The sequence below is a fragment of the Shimia gijangensis genome (assembly GCF_900142085.1).
GTDB classification, from domain to species: Bacteria; Pseudomonadota; Alphaproteobacteria; order Rhodobacterales; family Rhodobacteraceae; genus Shimia; species Shimia gijangensis.
This window is the reverse complement of record NZ_FQZQ01000013.1, coordinates 74,064-90,416: the sequence shown is the minus strand read 5'-3', so window position 1 is coordinate 90,416 and position 16,353 is coordinate 74,064. Positions and strand designations below refer to the sequence as shown.

Below are 16,353 nucleotides of genomic sequence, written 5' to 3'. Positions count from 1 at the left end.
TGTTAGGTTCAAAACTGCCTCAACACGGTTGGGGCAGTTTCTTGTTTTGACGATTTGAATGGCGATGTTTTGCAGGACATAGACAACCCTTGGGTCCGCACCCAGACCAAAGCAACCGACGATGGCCCGGAAGGGTTGGCTGGTGAGTTTATCGGTGTACGTGGCCGGGTTTTCGGGCTTGCCCTGAAAACAGGCCTGTTCACCGTATTTACCCTCGGTTTGTACCGGTTCTGGATGAAGACCCGGCTGCGTCGCTGGTATTGGTCATCCGTGCGAGTGGGGGGAATTCCGGCGGAATATGTCGGCGACCCGCTGGAAAAATTGCTGGGTTTCCTGATCGCTGTGGTGTTTCTGGCCTTCTATATCGGGATCGTAAATTTGATCCTGATGTTCCTGAGCTTTTCGCTATTTCAGGGCAACGTCGCGGCCTATGCCTTGAGCTTTGTTGGGGTGATTCCTCTTTGGTTTTATGCCAGCTACCGTGCCCGTCGTTATGTTCTGGCCCGCACCCGCTGGCGCAGCATCCGTTTTGGGCTGGAACCTGGTGCATGGGGCTATGCATGGCGGGCATTGGTGCATTGGGCGATCACCATTGTGACCTGTGGCCTGCTGTGGCCACGCATGACATTCTGGCTTGAGAAATACCGCACCGATCGCACCTGGTACGGAGATGTAAAGCTTGAGCAGATGGGCAAATGGACCATGCTGTTTGGCGCGACGAAGCATATCATTCTGGCTCTGGTGATTGGTGGTGCTTCGTTGCTGCTGGGGACCAATGGTCTGTTCTGGGCGTTTCTTGTGACCTTTGCCTGCAGTATCTGGTTCGGATACGGGCTTGTTTACTACCGGGTCAAATGCTGGGAGCTTTTGACCAACAATAAACAGGCCAATGGCATCGTGTTCTGGGCGCAACCCAGCCCATGGCGCGTGTTTTGGATTTATGCGCTGGGCTATGGGATCACCGGATTTATCGCGTCGATCTTTTTTACGCCCCTCGCGATGGTGGCTCTTGTCGCAGTTGGAATGCTGGAAGAGTTGAACCTGAGTGTCGATGCAATTGAAGCTTTGCCTGCCTGGGGGTTGGCCATTGCTGGCATCATGTCCTATTTCGCAATGTTCCTTGTTTGGGGGGCGTTGCGACACGCCTTTGTCACCATGCCTTTGTGGCGGCACTACGCGGGCAGCCTGACGGTGGTTGATCCCGGAGACATTGATCGTGTGTCTCAACGCCCGCGTGATGCCTTTGACGAGGCCGAAGGCTTTGCCGAAGCACTAGATGTGGGGGCGGCGATATGAGCACCGATGTTCCAATTGTCCCGCGGCGCATACTGCCTGACCACAGCGGAGTCTTTTTTGACGGAGATGGTGCCCGGGCGCATGACGTTAAGCTGTACGTAAACCACTCCGGGAATGTGCTTGAATTGCGCGGCGAGGATGTGTCTTGCAACTGGCCTCTGGATCAGGTGCGCCTGGTGCCCGATCAGGCAGGTCAAAAAGGCCTTGTGCTGCGCCGTGCCGACGATCCTTTGGCCCGGTTGTTCACAGCCCATCGCGGATTGGCCGAGCAGTTTCCGGCCCTCAAGAAACGCACGGTCGATGTGTCACGCGGGCGTCTATTGGGATGGGCGATTGGCGCTTTGGCCTCGGTTGCGCTGATCGTTTTTGTATTGGTGCCTTTGATGGCAGACCAGCTGGCCGAATATATTCCGCCCGAGGGAGAACGCGCGCTGGGCGAAGCCACACTGGATCAGGTGCGCGGGGCCATGAAGGGCGCGGGGCGCTCGCCTTTGCGGTTCTGCGAAGCCTCCGAAGGGCGCGCCGCACTGGCCAAAATGGAAACGTCTCTGGCGGCCAATGTCGAAATGGACGTGCCTTTGACCGTTCATGTATTGGACCACGGCATGGTCAACGCTTTTGCGCTGCCCGGTGGCCATGTGGTGTTTATGCGCGGGCTGATTGAGCAGGCAGAAAGCGCCGAAGAAGTTGCTGCGGTGTTTGCCCATGAAATGGGCCATGTCGCCTCGCGCGATCCCACGCGCCATGCGCTGCGCTCGGCGGGATCCATCGGTGTGCTGGGGCTGCTGTTTGGTGATTTCGCAGGTGGGGCGCTGGTTCTGCTTTTGACCGAACAGCTGATCGAGGCGCAATACAGCCAAAAGGCTGAAACCGGAGCGGATCAGTTTGCCTATGAGGTCCTGCAAGCCAGCGGTGTTGCGCCATCGGCCATTGGCGAGATGTTTGAAAGAATGCTGGCGAAACACGGCGATGCAGAAGGCATCAGCTCGCATTTTCTAAGCCATCCTAAGATGGCGGAACGGATTGCGGCATCCCGATCGGCAACGCCGGATGGGTTTGTCAGTATTCCAATCCTTAGTGACGAAGACTGGCAGGCTTTGCGCGTGATTTGCAAACCGTAGTCTCCCGCCCTCTTCGGGGCCTTGCGGCCCCTGCCAGAGGTTGGGCGTGGCCTCGCTTTGCTTGGGTGGTCAAACCGGAGAGGTTTTGAGCCACACACCGGTATCAGGACGCAGGGTCAGGATCATGACGGGTTCCGGTGGGCGGCCAGACACCAGATCAAACCGAACACGCGCCAGCAATGTGGCCAGAATAATAACGGCTTCCTGAATGGCAAAGCTGGCTCCGATACAAATCCTCGGTCCGTCGCCAAACGGCAGATAGGCATAGCGATCAATCGCGCTGCGATCGGCAAAGCGGTCGGGTCGAAAAGCGTCGGGGTCCTCCCACAGCATGCGGTGACGGTGCAAAGCATAGATCGGGATCATCACCGTATCGCCCGGACGCACGTCGCGGCCACATAGGGTGTCTGCCGAACGGGCTGTGCGCGACAGAATGCCTGCCGGAGGATAGAGCCGCAACGCCTCGTCAACGATCTGGCGCACGAAAGGCAGCTTTTCTACGTCCGCACCCGTGGCGGTCCGCCCCTGAACCACCGACTGGACTTCGGCGCGAGCGCGGTCCTGGACGTCCTGATCAAAGGCACACAAATACAACGACCACGCCAATGTGAGGGCGGTCGTCTCATGACCTGCAACGATGAAGGTGAGGAGGTTGTCGCGCAATTCGGATGTGTTCATCTGGCGATGGGTTTCAGGGTCTTTTCCGGCCAGCAAAAGATCCAGCAGATCAGGAATGCCGTCAGGTCCGCGCAGACGACGGGCCTCAATCGCGTCATCTGCAACCTTTTTCATCTGCTTCACACCCTGACCGGACATCAGGCGCCCCGGTCGTGGTAACCAGTCCGGCAAACCCAGCATATCCATGATCGACACCCGGCCGGCAGCGGCAATATAGGCATCAATGGCGCGATGGACCGACGCGCTGTCAAACGTGCCATCATCGGAAAACGTGACTTCCGAGATCACGTCAAAGGTGGTGCGCACCATGTCCTCCATCACGTTCACCGCCCTGTCATCGGAGGATGTCAGGCGATCAGCACTGCGCGCTGCGGCGGTCGACATGATCGGAGCCAGCCCCATGACATTGCGATGGGAAAATACCGGTGCCGCTGCCCTGCGTTGCCATCGCCAATGGGCCCCTTCGGCGATGAACAGGCTGTCTCCGATGGCGGGCCGCAGGATATTCTTGGTCGCACGAGACTTGGGGTAATTGTCGATATTCTCCAAGAGCATACGCCGGATGGCTTCCGAGTCGACCACCATATGCCAGCGGATGCCGGTGCGCCCGGACACCATCGGTTGGCGCACGGCCAGTTCGGGCAATATTTCCAGCAGGTTGCGCCGTGCAGCTTTTAACGATCCCAATAGACCAAGCGGCTGGGTCGCAAAGGGGACATGGGCTGGAAGGGTGGGGTCTGACATAGGTGGGCTCCTTGAAGCACAACATAGTGTGGTCAGGGTGCGCGGACAAATGCCCTAGCCGATTGCGAAAACGAAGACCTTGCGATATTGCGCAAGTAACGAAAATTTACGAGGACCACCCGCATGATCCGTATCGCTGTGTTGTTTGTTGCCCTGTGGGCTTTGGTATCTTGCGCTGTTCCGACAACACCGGTCGATGAGCCCCAACTTGATCTGGGTGATTTCACGCTTGGGCACAACATTGTGGTTGCTCCGGAACTGGTCAAAGGGCCGCTGTCTCGTGAAGCCAGCGCGGAAACCTGGATTTCCTCGGTTAAGGCGTCGATTGAAGCGCGTTTGGGCCGCTATGAAGGCGAGCGTTTGGTGCACCTGGGTGTTCATATTTCGGGATATGTGCTGGCGCAACCGGGCGTGCCGTTGTTGTTGTCCCCAAAATCTGCGCTGGGCATCACTGTGACAGCCTGGGATGATCGTGCTGGCGGCAAATTCAATGAAGAAGCCAAAGAGATCTTTGTCATTGAAACGCTGACCGGTGCCTCGGTGATTGGATCGGGCATGACGATGACCGCCGAAGAGCAAATGGCGAATCTCAGCTACAAGGTGGCCAAAGAAATCGAAGAATGGCTGTTTGAGAATCGCGCTTGCATGACAGAGACTCCAACGGCTGCGGAGCTTTCTGAATGCTGGAGAGACAACAAAGACAAACGTCTGGAAGAAGCGCGCAAGGCGAAAGAAGTTCAATAGCGCGCTCACAGGCAACTGGTGCTTGATTTTTGCCCGACAACGCAATATGTCGCGCGCGGTAGCAAAATTTGGGTCTTATACCCAGCAATCCTAGATAGAAGGCGCCTCGAGATGGGTAAGGAAAAGTTTGAACGCACGAAGCCGCACTGCAACATCGGCACAATTGGCCACGTTGACCACGGCAAAACCACTCTGACAGCTGCGATCACCAAGCAATATGGTGACTTCAAAGCCTATGACGAGATTGACGGTGCGCCGGAAGAGAAAGCCCGCGGCATCACCATCTCGACTGCGCACGTTGAGTATGAAACTGACGGTCGTCACTATGCACACGTCGACTGCCCCGGCCACGCTGACTATGTGAAAAACATGATCACCGGTGCGGCGCAAATGGACGGCGCGATCCTGGTTGTGAACGCGGCTGATGGCCCCATGCCACAGACTCGCGAGCACATCCTTCTGGGCCGCCAGGTGGGTATCCCTGCCATGGTTGTTTACATGAACAAAGTGGATCAGGTTGACGACGACGAGCTGCTCGAGCTGGTTGAAATGGAAATCCGTGAGCTTCTGACAGAATACGGCTACGACGGCGACAACATCCCCGTCATTGCTGGTTCGGCTTTGGCCGCTCTGGAAGACCGTGATCCGGCCATCGGTGCTGAATCCATTGCCAAACTGATGGCAGCGGTTGACGAGTTCATCCCACAGCCTCCACGTGCGGTTGACGAGCCATTCCTGATGCCGATCGAGGACGTGTTCTCGATTTCGGGTCGCGGTACTGTTGTAACTGGCCGTATTGAGCGCGGCGTGATCAATGTTGGCGACAGCATCGAAATCGTTGGCATCAAAGACACGCAGACAACCACTTGTACGGGTGTTGAAATGTTCCGCAAGCTGCTGGATCGCGGTGAAGCTGGTGACAACGTTGGTGTTCTGTTGCGTGGTATCGACCGTGAAGCGGTTGAGCGCGGCCAGATCCTGTGTAAGCCGAAATCGGTGAACCCACACACCAAATTCGAAGCCGAAGCCTATATCCTGACCAAGGATGAGGGTGGCCGTCACACGCCGTTCTTCGCCAACTACCGTCCACAGTTCTACTTCCGGACCACGGACGTGACTGGCACAGTTGTTCTGCCCGAAGGCACCGAAATGGTGATGCCTGGCGACAACCTGAAGTTCAACGTTGAACTGATTGCGCCCATCGCCATGGAAGCCGGCCTGCGTTTTGCGATCCGCGAAGGCGGCCGCACCGTTGGTTCCGGCGTTGTGTCGAAGATTGTTGAATAATTCACGCAAGTGAATGGTTTGATGGAAACGCCGCCCACTGGGCGGCGTTTTTATTTGAAGTCAACGATCCCGAGACGCACAAACAAACCGGTGTCGAAGATTGTTGAATAATTGGCTTCCGCTCATGTTCGAACCAAAGGGCGCCCATCGCGCGCCCTTTTGGGTTGGAGACTTGAATGCCTGCTCTGCGGGGCGGTTTCAACGGGTCGACGCAGGCCTTCGTATTAATTGGCCCAGCTAATACAAAAGGCCATAGCGGTCATTGGTGAGCATAATGGCAACGGGTTGGTTCAAGCCTAAACAAAACCATGACAATTGAAACTGGGTGCTTTTGTCATGTATTTGCGATCAGACGGTTCAGTTGTCGGCGCGTGGTAATCCTGCCGACACATATGCGTCGAACATGGCCTTGTGGAAGGGGCGCGGCGCTTGTCTGTCGTGTTGCATTATCCGCCCTGCAACATACTCTGCTGTCAAATCTGGTTTCTCGTCCAACATCTGAACCACGAACTTCTGCGCGTTTGGTAAGTCCCCTTTCAGGGCAAATGCCGCAGCAAGTGCCGCTCTGGCTTGTTGATGTGCTCGAGCGTCTCGCATGTCTCTTTCCAGAACAGACTGCGCCAAAGATATTGTTTCGTCGTATCGGCCTTGTTCCATTAAGGCTGGATAGACCGATCCCGGGAGCCATTCGGGGTAATCCGGCTCGAGCCTCATACCTTCAAGCATATACTTCAGACCGAGTTTGGCCTCACCACTGTTATAAAGCGCAAGGCCGCTAAGCGCTTTGACGTCTGCGCCACCCGGTGACAGGTCAATGGCACGATTGGCGGCTGTTATAGCCGCGCCATATTCGCGGCTGCCGGAATTCAGTATCGCGATCAGGCTATAGGGATCGCCCCATTCTTGCATCGCAAGCGCTTGATACACCAGCTTGTAGGACTCGGCATAATCGCCGGCGGGGTCTTTGGAGATACCCAGAACGACCCGTTGCCAGGGAATCCAAGCGAGCAGATAGGGACCTATCGGGCTTTCTGGATTGACCTCGTGCAGCTCGGTCCAGATTCTGATTGCTTCGCGATGGCCTTCCAGATCAAAGCGTTGGAAAGCTGCACGGCCTTGAAGGACGCGGACGCTGGTTTCAAAATCACCGGAAAGCGCAGCAATGGTTCGGCTTGCTTCTCCGACCGTCAGGGAAACCTGCATCTCTAAGAAAAGCTTTTCGGCTATGCGATCCTGAACATCAAAGATGTTTTCGATTTCGCTGTCTTCGCGAAACGACCAAAGCTGCTTGCCTTCGACTGCGTCTGAAAGCTCGGCGGTTATTCGAGCCATGTCGCCTGATTTCTGGACACTACCGCTAAGCACATAACGAACGCCAAGCTCCTTTGCGACCTCGCTGGGGGCAACCTGCCGCCCCTTATAGGAAAAGGTCGTCGCACGCCCCATCACCACCATGTCAGGTGACAGAGAAAGCGTTGAGATAATGTTCTCTGTTATCCCATCGCTGATCCATTCGGCAGAGGCCTCGCCCGCCAGGTTGGTGAAAGGCAACACTGCAATTGAGGGTCGTTCAGGCAGTGCAAGTGTCATTTCAGAAGGATCAACAGGGGTAAAATCCGGGCGCTGACTCCACCAGAAGACACCGACGAGTACTGTGATTACGAACAGCATCGCAACCAAAGCAGGTGTCCTTGATCGCGTCCTGGGCGCAGGCGGCTTCATTTTGGCCTCACCTGGGCGTACCACTTGAAAGGCCCGGACTGGACGTTCAATGTTTTTCACGGGCACGTTGCCGAGATCGTGAAGGTCCACATCTAACCGATCTCGTACTTGGTCGCGCGCTGTCCGGCTGATCACGATACCACCGGCAGGTGCCAGCGCCTCAAGCCGCGCGGCGATGTTCACCCCGTCCCCGAGCAGATCGTCACCTTCGGCCACCACATCGCCAAGATTGATGCCAATGCGATATTGCATCGCACCACTTTCTGGAGCGTCCACGTTCATCGCTTCGATACGGGTCTGGCCTTCTATCGCAAAGCGCAGCGCTTCAACCGTGCTGGGGAACTCGATAAGCCAACTATCACCAGCAGTGTTTGCGACCCTGCCATGATGCTCCTTGAGAAGCGGGGTAATAACCTCGTCCCGATGCCGCCGCCTGAGCGCCAGAATACCTTCCTCATCAGAGCCGATAAGGCTTGAAAAGCCAACGATGTCCGCCGCTAAGATCGTGGTCAATCGCCGTTCCATCAATGCCCTCATGTCCCATTTATTAAGTAATTAGAACGTAAATTCGTTAAAAAGGGAAAGGATTAGTTGGTAAACTCGAGGCGGTGTCACCCAATCAGGAACACCCAATTTGAAAGAAATTTCCAGAACCTGCAATTAGGCACATACTAAAACTCTTTTCAGACCTTGATGGCAGCCGCAGCCAAGGACTGTTTCCCGCCCTTCCTTCCAGTGCGTGCCAATCGCAACATTTTTCACTTTGGGCTCAAGCCAGACCTTCCATTCGCGACCAACCCAATCGAAATCTGCGTGCTTGAGAAGCTCAGCCATCACATGGCAAAGTGAAGTAGACCAGTCCCCGAAATCTCGGAGTAGACATCATGCCACCAGAAAGTTCCAAACAGTCGTTCGCAGGCAAGGGCTGGCTGAAGATCGACGCCAAAGGGCTGGGGCAGGCCGCGATGGTGCCGACCATGCTCAACCAAGAAGAACAGTCCTATTATCTCTGGCTGATGCGTGACTGGGCGCAAGGGCAGGGCGCGGTGGTTGATCTTGGATCTTTCGCAGGGGGGTCTGCCGCCTGTCTGGCCGAAGGCATCCGGCTGGCTGGGCGAAATCAGATCGTGCATGGCTATGACAAATACGAAGTTCTGGATTTCTCCAAGTTTCAAAAACGTTGGACATCCTACATGTCCCAGCCACCCGCTTCGCAATCCGGGCTGACACCACGCCCTTTGCCAAATCACAGCGGCGAGGATCTGCGGCCGGTTGTTGAATTCCTGCTGGAACCCTGGGGGGCAAACATTGCTCTTCACAAGGGGCTGATCGAAGACATGGCCTGGGATGGTGGTGACATCGAAGTCCTGATCATGGACGCGTCCAAAACTGCCGAAACCATGGACCGGATGAGTACCACGTTCTTCCCATATCTGATCCCCGGGCAGTCTGTGGTGGTGCAACAAGACCTGCTGCATTGGCAACAGCCTTGGATTGCGGCCCAGATGGCATTGCTCAGCGAGCACTTTGAGCCTGTTGCCTATATCCCGAGGCATTCCGTCTCGTTTTTGTGTAAGAAACCAGTAACGCATGATCAGATGAGGACCCTTGCGGTGGACGACATGTCAGACAAAGACATGATCCAGGCCCTGCGCGATCTCAAACAGGCCTTAAAAGGGTTCCCGGTCGACAAATTCATGCGAGAGCTTGTCGCGGCGATCAAAGCCAACCCGCAGAAACGAAAAGCTTTTGAATTTACAAACCACCCATAGGTGGCGAAGCCCTAGCTGCGGCCAACCATTTCGTCGGCCTTGGCTGACAAGTCATTCAGGCTGGCTTCAAGATCCAGACGCAGGGTCTCTTCCTGTTCTGTGGTCATCTTACGGGGCACCGGCGTGGTCCATTCATGACACATCAAAACGCCGTTTGACCGGGCGCGCGGTACCCACATTTTGTCCCATGTGTCCAACTCACGCACATTGTCCGCCGAAAAAGTGACAACGAACACGCGCTTGCCCGAGGATCGGGCCCAGATCAACGGAACCGTCGAACAAACCCGTACAGGCCCGCTTGGCCCGTCTGCGGCGATGCCGATAGAGTAGCCTTCACGCATCTTTCCCAAAATCTCGCGGGACATCGCAACATGGCGGCGGTTGGTCGACATGGCCACGGTCTCAAAGCCAAACTTGGTCTGAAACAACCCGGCCAGACGTCCGGCACGGGCCTCGGAGGTCAAGGAGAATATCCGCCCCAGATTGGTGGGAAACAGATATGGGGACATCATCAGACGTTGATGCCACAGCACCACAATCACCGGTTCGCCCGCCATGAGTGATTCTTCCATCGGCTCAAAACCAATCCGCAGCCAGGTCGATTTGCGGTAGGCCCGACGCACGTAGCGTTCAATCAGCCCTGCCACAAAGGACTGCACGCGCGGACTGTCAGCGAGTTTCTTTCTAAGGCTCAACGTCACTCTCCTATGCGGCGGATTGTGTAGCCTGTTCGCTGGCGTGGAGCAACCGATGGAAAACACCGTGAAGCAGTGTCATTTTCTGCTTGAGTCCTGTCGCAGGCTGGCTTAGGAAACGGCTGGCCTTAGGGGTATAGCTCAGCTGGTAGAGCGACGGTCTCCAAAACCGTAGGTCGAGGGTTCGAACCCTTCTGCCCCTGCCAATTTCCAGATCGATGGCCGCAAAATGACCCAGGCATCGCCGTGGTGTCACCTTTGTTGCGCCGTGGCAAAACCAGATTCAGCCGTCTTAATGCTTTCTTAACCAAGTAATCAGGCCTGTTTTGGCTTCAATCCGCCTTTTATTTCGCGGCGCGAGGTCAATGCAGGAGCTAATTCGAATTATTGGCATATGTGTTTTTAGTTAGTGGTGAGGAAATGGGACAAAATTGGAATGTATTTACTGAAAGGTTGACCGGAAGCGTTGGATTCGACCCGGTGAAAGTAAGTCCGCGACGCATCGCGGCCAAAAAGCTGCCAAATGAACGCAGGCGCATAGACAAAGAGGTCGCGCAGCGGATCGAAGAGCGGTCTGATATCCCATCAGAAGAGCAAACCCTGTCTCGGGTTGAATTGGTGATGCGTCGCAATGCACCAGACCTTGCCGGCGCATCTGAAGAAGAAGTCACCACTGCGCGTATTCGTCGTTTTGCCTACACAGATGCCAAATGGCCCCGTCCTCGGCTGGCGGCATTGGTGTTTGCGGGTTTGGTGGGGGCCTTTCACCCCTTGGGCCTCGTACGTCTGATGATCTGGGGCATTGTGATATTTATGGTCGCTTCCGTAGCGGTTGGCCCTGAAAGCGCCCGCGACGGTGCCAATTTCTTTTGGCGTCGTACCCTGCGTTTCTGGAAGGTTGAATTGTTTCTTGGACTAAAGCTGGTCAGGACACTGAAGGCTCAGATCGGGGGGGGGGGGTGCGGGCTCCTCAATAGGGGTGCCTTGTTTCCGCCACATTCTTGCCTCTTTGTTTCCGAATTTGACCGCAAAAATGCCTTTTGTGCATCTAATGCGCGAATCGGATCTGTATACGCTGCCAATGTCATGCTGATCCTAACTGGGGGCGCGGCCTGAGCACCAGTGTGCGATTGGCCCGATATGTAAGGGTTTGAAAATGGGAAATGTACCTGGGCTTCTGCGGCCTGATGGCCGTCCCGCGCGCCAGTTTGGTGAAGAAATTGTCGTGCCAGGCGAGGCTTTCACCGGCGATACGATGGAGGTCATCCGCTCTCTGGTGGACGATCCCGACGGTGACCCCGTTGTTGAGAGTTCGAACGCCGCACCTGTGAAACCCGCGCATACAGAGCCAAAGCCAGAGCCTGAACAAGCTAAGCCAGATCCAGAGCCCGAAATGGATATTTTGAGCCAGGTTGCTGTGTCTGCGACTGTACAGGCTGAACCTCAGCCTCAGATGCCTCCATCCGACGATGATTCGATGTCGAACTTTGCAATGCTTGCAAGTTCGTTTGCAAAAGCGATGGGTTTGGACGCTGAAGATCGTTTGCCATTCGACGTTGGCCCACCATCTACGCCAACGGACGCCCCGGCTGTCAAAACGGTGACGGATCTTGTGGCAAACATGGTGACCGAAGCCGTCGAAGCCCCAGCGCAGACCGAGCCAGAGGCCAAAGAGGCCGCAAGTCTGGCGCACCCTGAGCAGGACGATCAGGACGAGATCACCGATAACATCACCCAAGTCCTAAGTGACCTGGACAGTTTTGCTGGTGCAAAGCTTGCCCAGATTGAATCGGAAAGTGTTGCGGGGTCAGACCTTCCCGAGCCAACAGGCTGGAACCCCGTTGCCGTCGCTCCGCCGCCCCCATTAAAGGTCAAGCGGCGTTGGAAAAACCGCCCCCATGCCCGCTCTAAACCGGAATGGCGCAAGCTTAATGTGGTCGAAGGCGCTCCGGGACGCGCTGTGCGCCATTTTGTCAGCAAGCCGCGTAACGTTGCTTTGCTTCTGCTGGTGTTTATCTCGCTTTGGCGACCCTGGTTCATCCCGACGCTGACTATGGTTATTTTCCTGACGATCCTGCTGGTCGCGATCGCCATTGGGCCGGATCGTGTGGCATCTGTGACCGGATGGTGGTTTGCACGCCTCAAAAAGCGTAACCCCAAGAAAGCTGACCGTCTGATCCGCCGTGGAAACCGACTTTTGCGCAAGGTCGAAGGTCTTGCAGATCGTTTGCCGCCCGCCTGGGTCGCGGGGTTCTATTTACCCGAACTGGATGGCGAAGATCGCTCGGCTGATAATGACACTCAGCTTAAGGAACGCCTTGAGAGGATTGCGGCTCAGGAACAGGTTAGTGCCACCTGAGCCAAAGGGCCTTGAAATTGTTCCTGAGCGCGCGTATGTCGGCCCGTGATCGAGTCAAAGAAGAAGCATCATGGCCAAAACCAATCCGCTTACGTTTATTCAGCAAGTCCGCGCAGAAGTCTCGAAAATCGTCTGGCCGACTCGTCGTGAAGTGCTGCTGACCACTGTGATGGTGTTCATTATGGCGGCGCTGACCGCGGTCTTCTTTGCGATCGTCGACATCCTGATCCGCTCGGGCATTCAGGGTGTTCTCGGGATCTTTGGCTAAAGATCACTCCGAACAGTTTTGAGTTTCGCAAGGTCACTGGCAAAACGCCGGTGCCTTTCTGCGTTTTCGATGGCCACCATCACAGACCGCACACCTTTGCAGTCGCACAATGCACCCTGCTGATCCCGGATAAGGCTCAGGGCATGGTCCTTTGTGCAGACATCGCGCAAACAGTTGTTATTGATATCTGGAAGAAATGTTCTCAGATCTGATTTGCCAGTCCACTCTGAATTCGTTGCCTTACGGTGCGAATACGGGGCACATCTCGTAAGTCAGCATGCGACCCGACCCAAATCGGGACGGGTAAACTTGGCATCTTTTCTGACCGCAGGACGAGGTCCGAGCCAGCATCATTAACAAACTTTGGTAGTATCGCGATCCCCATGCCCAGAACGGCCATGTTGCGAAGAACCAAAAAGCTGTCTGACCCGGTTGTGATATCTTTCGGGTCAACATTTTCGGACATCCATTTCGCCGGCGCCGAATTTGCCAGCGGCCCTTTCATAGCCAACCACTTTTGGTCACAGTCAGGCGTACTACAGGCTTCAAAGATCAGGTTTGTTGCCACTTCCCCATGCAGACCTTCCGGGAGCGCCATAGCTGGACGCACCAAAATATCAGCCTGCATGCGCGTGAAATCAAGATGGCCGTTGTTGCTCAGCAGTTCGATCTTCAGGTCTGGGGACTCAGTTTGCAGCTTTGCGATAATGGGCGGTAGCAGTATCTGGCAAATTGAATCTGTCGACGAAATCCGCACGCTTCCACGCATTGATGACTGCGCGCCTTGCATGAGCCGATTTACAGAAAAAACGGCATTCTCAACGTCCCGAGCGGCTTCAATGACGTGCACACGCTCGGGTAACACACGATAGCCGGTCGGTGTTTTCTCGAAAACCGGACCACCATTTTGCGCCTCAAACGCTGCAACGCGGCGCAACACCGTGGCGTGATTCACGTCAAGCAATCGGGCGGCAGCACTAACCGACCCTTGGTCGGCCACCGCCAGCACAAAGCGTAAATTGTCCCAATTCTGGCTGTGCATTTTTTAAGAGGCCTTATGCAAAATTGATGAATGTATCCATTTTTTCTCACATGTATACTTGCAGGAATAGAAAAGCAATTTTTGGGAGAAATTGAGATGAAGAAAGCAATGGCACTTACCGTTGGGCTGATTGTTGCAGGCGTCGTCGGGACATCTGCGATTAGTGATGCCAATCACGATACCAAGGCCCTGAACGCTGCGGTCAAAGCCCGGCAATCACAAATGACTCTATATGCCTTCAATATCGGATTGTTGGGTGGAATGGCGAAGGGGGATATCGAATATAATGCGGACGCCGCTTCTGCAGCCGCAGCCAATCTGGCGGCCTTGTCAAAGCTTGACCAATCACGCTTTTGGCCGAAAGGTTCGGACAATGTAGCCCTTGGAGCAGACACAACAGAAGCTTTACCGGCAATTTGGATGGCGGATAGCAAGGTTGGTGAAAAAGCCATGGCCTTCGCAGCGGCCGCGACTAATATGGAGCAGGCTGCCGGTGGTGGGTTGGACTCTTTACGCGGTGCAATCGGTGATCTGGGGAAATCTTGCGGCGGATGTCACGAGACTTATCGCGAAAAACAGTAAAGCCGACTTTGACATAAAGGGAGGGTCAGGAGGATCTTGACCCCAACAGGTGATGAAACCAATGAGACCGGTATTGCGATTGTTTGGTTTGATATGCCTTGTGGTGGCTGCGGCACTGTGGTTCCTCAGCCGCCCCATTTCGCTACCTATTGATGCAATGGCAGGTCTCACTGGTAATGCAGAAAAAGGTGAAGCAGTCTTTTGGGCGGGAGGCTGCGCGTCATGTCATGCCGCTCCCGGGTCAACCGGCGACGCGTATCTTATTCTCTCTGGTGGTTACCGGATCGAAAGCCCGTTCGGGACCTTTCTGTCTCCAAATATCTCTCCTGGGCCAAAAGGGATCGCAGGTTGGACAACGCAAGATTTGGCAAACGCGCTCATCGCGGGGGTGTCGCCAAAAGGGCAACATCTTTACCCGTCCTTGCCCTACACAACCTATGTGCGGATGAAGCTTCAGGATGTCGTGGACCTTAAGGCTTTCTTGGATGGGCTGCCTGCCTCTGACACGGATAGCCTACCGCATGAATTGGCCTTTCCCTTCACAATCCGACGAGGACTGGGTCTCTGGAAGCGCCTCAATATGTCTTCAGATTGGCACTTGGATACCGTGGAAACACCAGAAGTTGACAGAGGGCGATATCTGGTTGAGGCCCTTGGGCACTGTGCTGAATGCCACACTCCACGAAATATTGTCGGCGGACTTGATCGGACGCGGTGGATGCAAGGTGCGCCCAACCCGTCTGGCAAAGGATCAATCCCCTCAATCTCCCCAGACAAATTGACGTGGAGTACGGGCGACATTGCCTATTACTTGGAAACTGGGTTTACGCCAGAATATGATAGCGCCGGAGGTCAGATGGCAAAAGTGATTGCAGGGATGGAACATTTATCGCCCGAAGATCGCATGGCAATCGCACATTATCTAACGGCGCTCCCCTGACCGGCAGTTTAGGTGAGTGGCCGGCCATGCACGTTGTTTCAACGTTTTAACCTAACAGCGATGACAAGCATTCAGCAGGTCTTTTTTTGAACCTTTGCTTAAGCGAACTCATTCGCCATCAATCATTCGGTTCGCGTGGTGGCCCAGGTTTTCCTTGAAGGGCACTCTAACACCCCACCACTCTGTCAAACTCGCTCAAAAAGCCCGGGAAAGTTTTGTACAAAACGGAGAAATGGCTCCCGGAAATTGTACAAAACGGTCAATTTGACCATTTCACCTGTCATTGGGCGCGCTACCACGGTAATGGCCATCTGGTCGAAAAGTGGGTAACGGCACCATGTCTCGGGCGGGTTTATGATGGGGCAGAAAGTTGCCACAGGCACTTGAAACCAAACGTTTTCAGGGGTAGTGGACATTCTAGTTCCAAAAGTGGCGTGCGGCGATTCGAGTTGCGCGCCGATTTTTTGTTCTGAGAAGGCCTTTTAGGCCATTGAAATGTAATAAGAATTCGACCCCAGGGTCGGTGAATGACGGGAAGAACGATCACATGGCAAAACGGTGGTACTCGGTTAGCGTCTTGTCGAACTTTGAAAAGAAGGTCGCAGAGCAAATCCGCGTGTCGGCGGAAGAAAAAGGCCTTGAGGATCAGATTGACGAAGTTCTGGTCCCAACCGAAGAAGTGATCGAAGTGCGCCGCGGCAAAAAAGTGACCGCCGAGCGCCGCTTCATGCCGGGCTATGTTCTGGTCCACATGGAGATGAGCGATCAGGGCTATCACCTGATCAACTCGATCAACCGCGTCACTGGTTTCTTGGGTCCACAAGGGCGTCCGATGCCAATGCGCGACGCTGAGGTGAACGGCATCCTGAACCGGGTTCAGGAAGGCGAAGACGCGCCGAAGCTGATGATCTCGTTCGAAGTGGGCGAGAAGGTCAAAGTCAACGACGGCCCGTTCGAAGATTTCGACGGCATGGTCGAAGACGTGGACGACGACAACCAGCGCCTCAAGGTGACGGTGTCGATCTTTGGCCGGGAAACCCCGGTCGAACTGGAATTCACTCAGGTCACCAAACAGACCTGATGAGCAGCGCCGCAAGGCGTCA

Annotated in this window: 15 protein-coding genes and 1 tRNA gene; 12 read left to right on the top strand and 4 right to left on the bottom strand. The window is 55.1% G+C overall.

All coding sequences use genetic code 11. The features are described from left to right. The first annotated feature begins 69 nt into the window (after window positions 1–69). Both BUC32_RS12420 and BUC32_RS12415 read left to right on the top strand, forming a co-directional pair. Entirely contained in the window at window positions 70–1,296 is a 1,227-nt protein-coding gene (locus BUC32_RS12420) for a DUF898 family protein (RefSeq protein WP_245815179.1), read from the top strand. Next, window positions 1,293–2,417 (top strand): M48 family metallopeptidase, encoded by a 1,125-nt coding sequence (locus tag BUC32_RS12415; protein ID WP_073253109.1) that lies wholly within the window; start codon window positions 1,293–1,295, stop codon window positions 2,415–2,417. Before BUC32_RS12420 ends, BUC32_RS12415 begins: the two co-directional genes overlap by 4 nt. Window positions 2,418–2,486: 69 nt before the next feature. On the opposite strand, the gene BUC32_RS12410 is transcribed toward BUC32_RS12415, so the two are convergent. Then, complete coding sequence (locus BUC32_RS12410) at window positions 2,487–3,839, bottom strand: cytochrome P450 (RefSeq protein ID WP_073253106.1); 1,353 nt, start codon at window positions 3,837–3,839, stop codon at window positions 2,487–2,489. 123 nt (window positions 3,840–3,962) lie between these two features. Here BUC32_RS12410 and BUC32_RS12405 point away from each other — a divergent pair, with 123 nt between their 5' ends. Next, the gene (locus BUC32_RS12405; RefSeq protein WP_073253103.1) at window positions 3,963–4,583 is read left to right on the top strand and encodes a hypothetical protein; all 621 of its coding nucleotides are present in this window, start codon (window positions 3,963–3,965) and stop codon (window positions 4,581–4,583) included. A gap of 111 nt (window positions 4,584–4,694) precedes the next feature. Further along, a complete protein-coding gene (tuf, locus tag BUC32_RS12400; RefSeq protein WP_073253062.1) occupies window positions 4,695–5,870 on the top strand; it encodes an elongation factor Tu in 1,176 nt (391 codons plus the stop codon). 357 nt (window positions 5,871–6,227) lie between these two features. Here tuf and BUC32_RS12395 read toward each other — a convergent pair whose 3' ends face one another. Then, window positions 6,228–8,117: an adenylate/guanylate cyclase domain-containing protein gene (locus BUC32_RS12395; protein ID WP_175556931.1), complete on the bottom strand. Its 1,890-nt coding sequence runs from the start codon at window positions 8,115–8,117 to the stop codon at window positions 6,228–6,230. A 359-nt stretch (window positions 8,118–8,476) separates the two neighbouring features. Between BUC32_RS12395 and BUC32_RS12390 the strand changes: the two genes are divergently transcribed. After that, complete coding sequence (locus BUC32_RS12390) at window positions 8,477–9,364, top strand: hypothetical protein (protein WP_073253098.1); 888 nt, start codon at window positions 8,477–8,479, stop codon at window positions 9,362–9,364. An 11-nt stretch (window positions 9,365–9,375) separates the two neighbouring features. Here BUC32_RS12390 and BUC32_RS12385 read toward each other — a convergent pair whose 3' ends face one another. Then, window positions 9,376–10,059 (bottom strand): lysophospholipid acyltransferase family protein, encoded by a 684-nt coding sequence (locus tag BUC32_RS12385; protein ID WP_073253273.1) that lies wholly within the window; start codon window positions 10,057–10,059, stop codon window positions 9,376–9,378. Between the two features lie 130 nt (window positions 10,060–10,189). On the opposite strand from BUC32_RS12385, the gene BUC32_RS12380 reads away from it, so the two are divergent. The 4 genes from BUC32_RS12380 (at window position 10,190) to secE (ending at window position 12,686) form a co-directional block, all read left to right on the top strand. Continuing rightward, window positions 10,190–10,265, top strand: a tRNA-Trp gene (locus BUC32_RS12380). 274 nt (window positions 10,266–10,539) lie between these two features. Next, window positions 10,540–11,175, top strand: a complete 636-nt coding sequence (locus tag BUC32_RS12375) for a hypothetical protein (RefSeq protein ID WP_139280721.1) — start codon at window positions 10,540–10,542, stop codon at window positions 11,173–11,175. Window positions 11,176–11,215: 40 nt separating this feature from the next. After that, window positions 11,216–12,418 (top strand): hypothetical protein, encoded by a 1,203-nt coding sequence (locus tag BUC32_RS12370; RefSeq protein WP_073253093.1) that lies wholly within the window; start codon window positions 11,216–11,218, stop codon window positions 12,416–12,418. Window positions 12,419–12,488: 70 nt separating this feature from the next. Then, window positions 12,489–12,686: a preprotein translocase subunit SecE gene (secE, locus tag BUC32_RS12365; protein WP_073253091.1), complete on the top strand. Its 198-nt coding sequence runs from the start codon at window positions 12,489–12,491 to the stop codon at window positions 12,684–12,686. Between the two features lie 202 nt (window positions 12,687–12,888). Here secE and BUC32_RS12360 read toward each other — a convergent pair whose 3' ends face one another. After that, on the bottom strand, window positions 12,889–13,728 hold the full coding sequence (locus tag BUC32_RS12360) for a LysR family transcriptional regulator (protein WP_073253088.1): 840 nt from the start codon (window positions 13,726–13,728) through the stop codon (window positions 12,889–12,891). Window positions 13,729–13,758: 30 nt separating this feature from the next. On the opposite strand from BUC32_RS12360, the gene BUC32_RS12355 reads away from it, so the two are divergent. From BUC32_RS12355 to nusG, 3 genes are all read left to right on the top strand, one after another. Beyond that, a complete protein-coding gene (locus tag BUC32_RS12355) occupies window positions 13,759–14,310 on the top strand; it encodes a c-type cytochrome (protein WP_139280720.1) in 552 nt (183 codons plus the stop codon). Window positions 14,311–14,371: 61 nt separating this feature from the next. After that, window positions 14,372–15,250 (top strand): c-type cytochrome, encoded by an 879-nt coding sequence (locus BUC32_RS12350; RefSeq protein ID WP_073253268.1) that lies wholly within the window; start codon window positions 14,372–14,374, stop codon window positions 15,248–15,250. A gap of 547 nt (window positions 15,251–15,797) precedes the next feature. Next, window positions 15,798–16,331, top strand: a complete 534-nt coding sequence (gene nusG, locus BUC32_RS12345; RefSeq protein ID WP_073253265.1) for a transcription termination/antitermination protein NusG — start codon at window positions 15,798–15,800, stop codon at window positions 16,329–16,331. Window positions 16,332–16,353: the final 22 nt, after the last annotated feature.

Bases quoted from the DNA above. Each gene is read 5' to 3' on its own strand.
- BUC32_RS12415 (WP_073253109.1), top strand. From the start codon at position 1,293: ATGAGCACCGATGTTCCAATTGTCCCGCGGCGCATACTGCCTGACCAC.
- BUC32_RS12410 (WP_073253106.1), bottom strand. From the start codon at position 3,839: ATGTCAGACCCCACCCTTCCAGCCCATGTCCCCTTTGCGACCCAGCCG.
- BUC32_RS12405 (WP_073253103.1), top strand. From the start codon at position 3,963: ATGATCCGTATCGCTGTGTTGTTTGTTGCCCTGTGGGCTTTGGTATCT.
- tuf (WP_073253062.1), top strand. From the start codon at position 4,695: ATGGGTAAGGAAAAGTTTGAACGCACGAAGCCGCACTGCAACATCGGC.
- BUC32_RS12395 (WP_175556931.1), bottom strand. From the start codon at position 8,117: ATGGAACGGCGATTGACCACGATCTTAGCGGCGGACATCGTTGGCTTT.
- BUC32_RS12390 (WP_073253098.1), top strand. From the start codon at position 8,477: ATGCCACCAGAAAGTTCCAAACAGTCGTTCGCAGGCAAGGGCTGGCTG.
- BUC32_RS12370 (WP_073253093.1), top strand. From the start codon at position 11,216: ATGGGAAATGTACCTGGGCTTCTGCGGCCTGATGGCCGTCCCGCGCGC.
- secE (WP_073253091.1), top strand. From the start codon at position 12,489: ATGGCCAAAACCAATCCGCTTACGTTTATTCAGCAAGTCCGCGCAGAA.
- BUC32_RS12360 (WP_073253088.1), bottom strand. From the start codon at position 13,728: ATGCACAGCCAGAATTGGGACAATTTACGCTTTGTGCTGGCGGTGGCC.
- BUC32_RS12355 (WP_139280720.1), top strand. From the start codon at position 13,759: ATGTATCCATTTTTTCTCACATGTATACTTGCAGGAATAGAAAAGCAA.
- BUC32_RS12350 (WP_073253268.1), top strand. From the start codon at position 14,372: ATGAGACCGGTATTGCGATTGTTTGGTTTGATATGCCTTGTGGTGGCT.
- nusG (WP_073253265.1), top strand. From the start codon at position 15,798: ATGGCAAAACGGTGGTACTCGGTTAGCGTCTTGTCGAACTTTGAAAAG.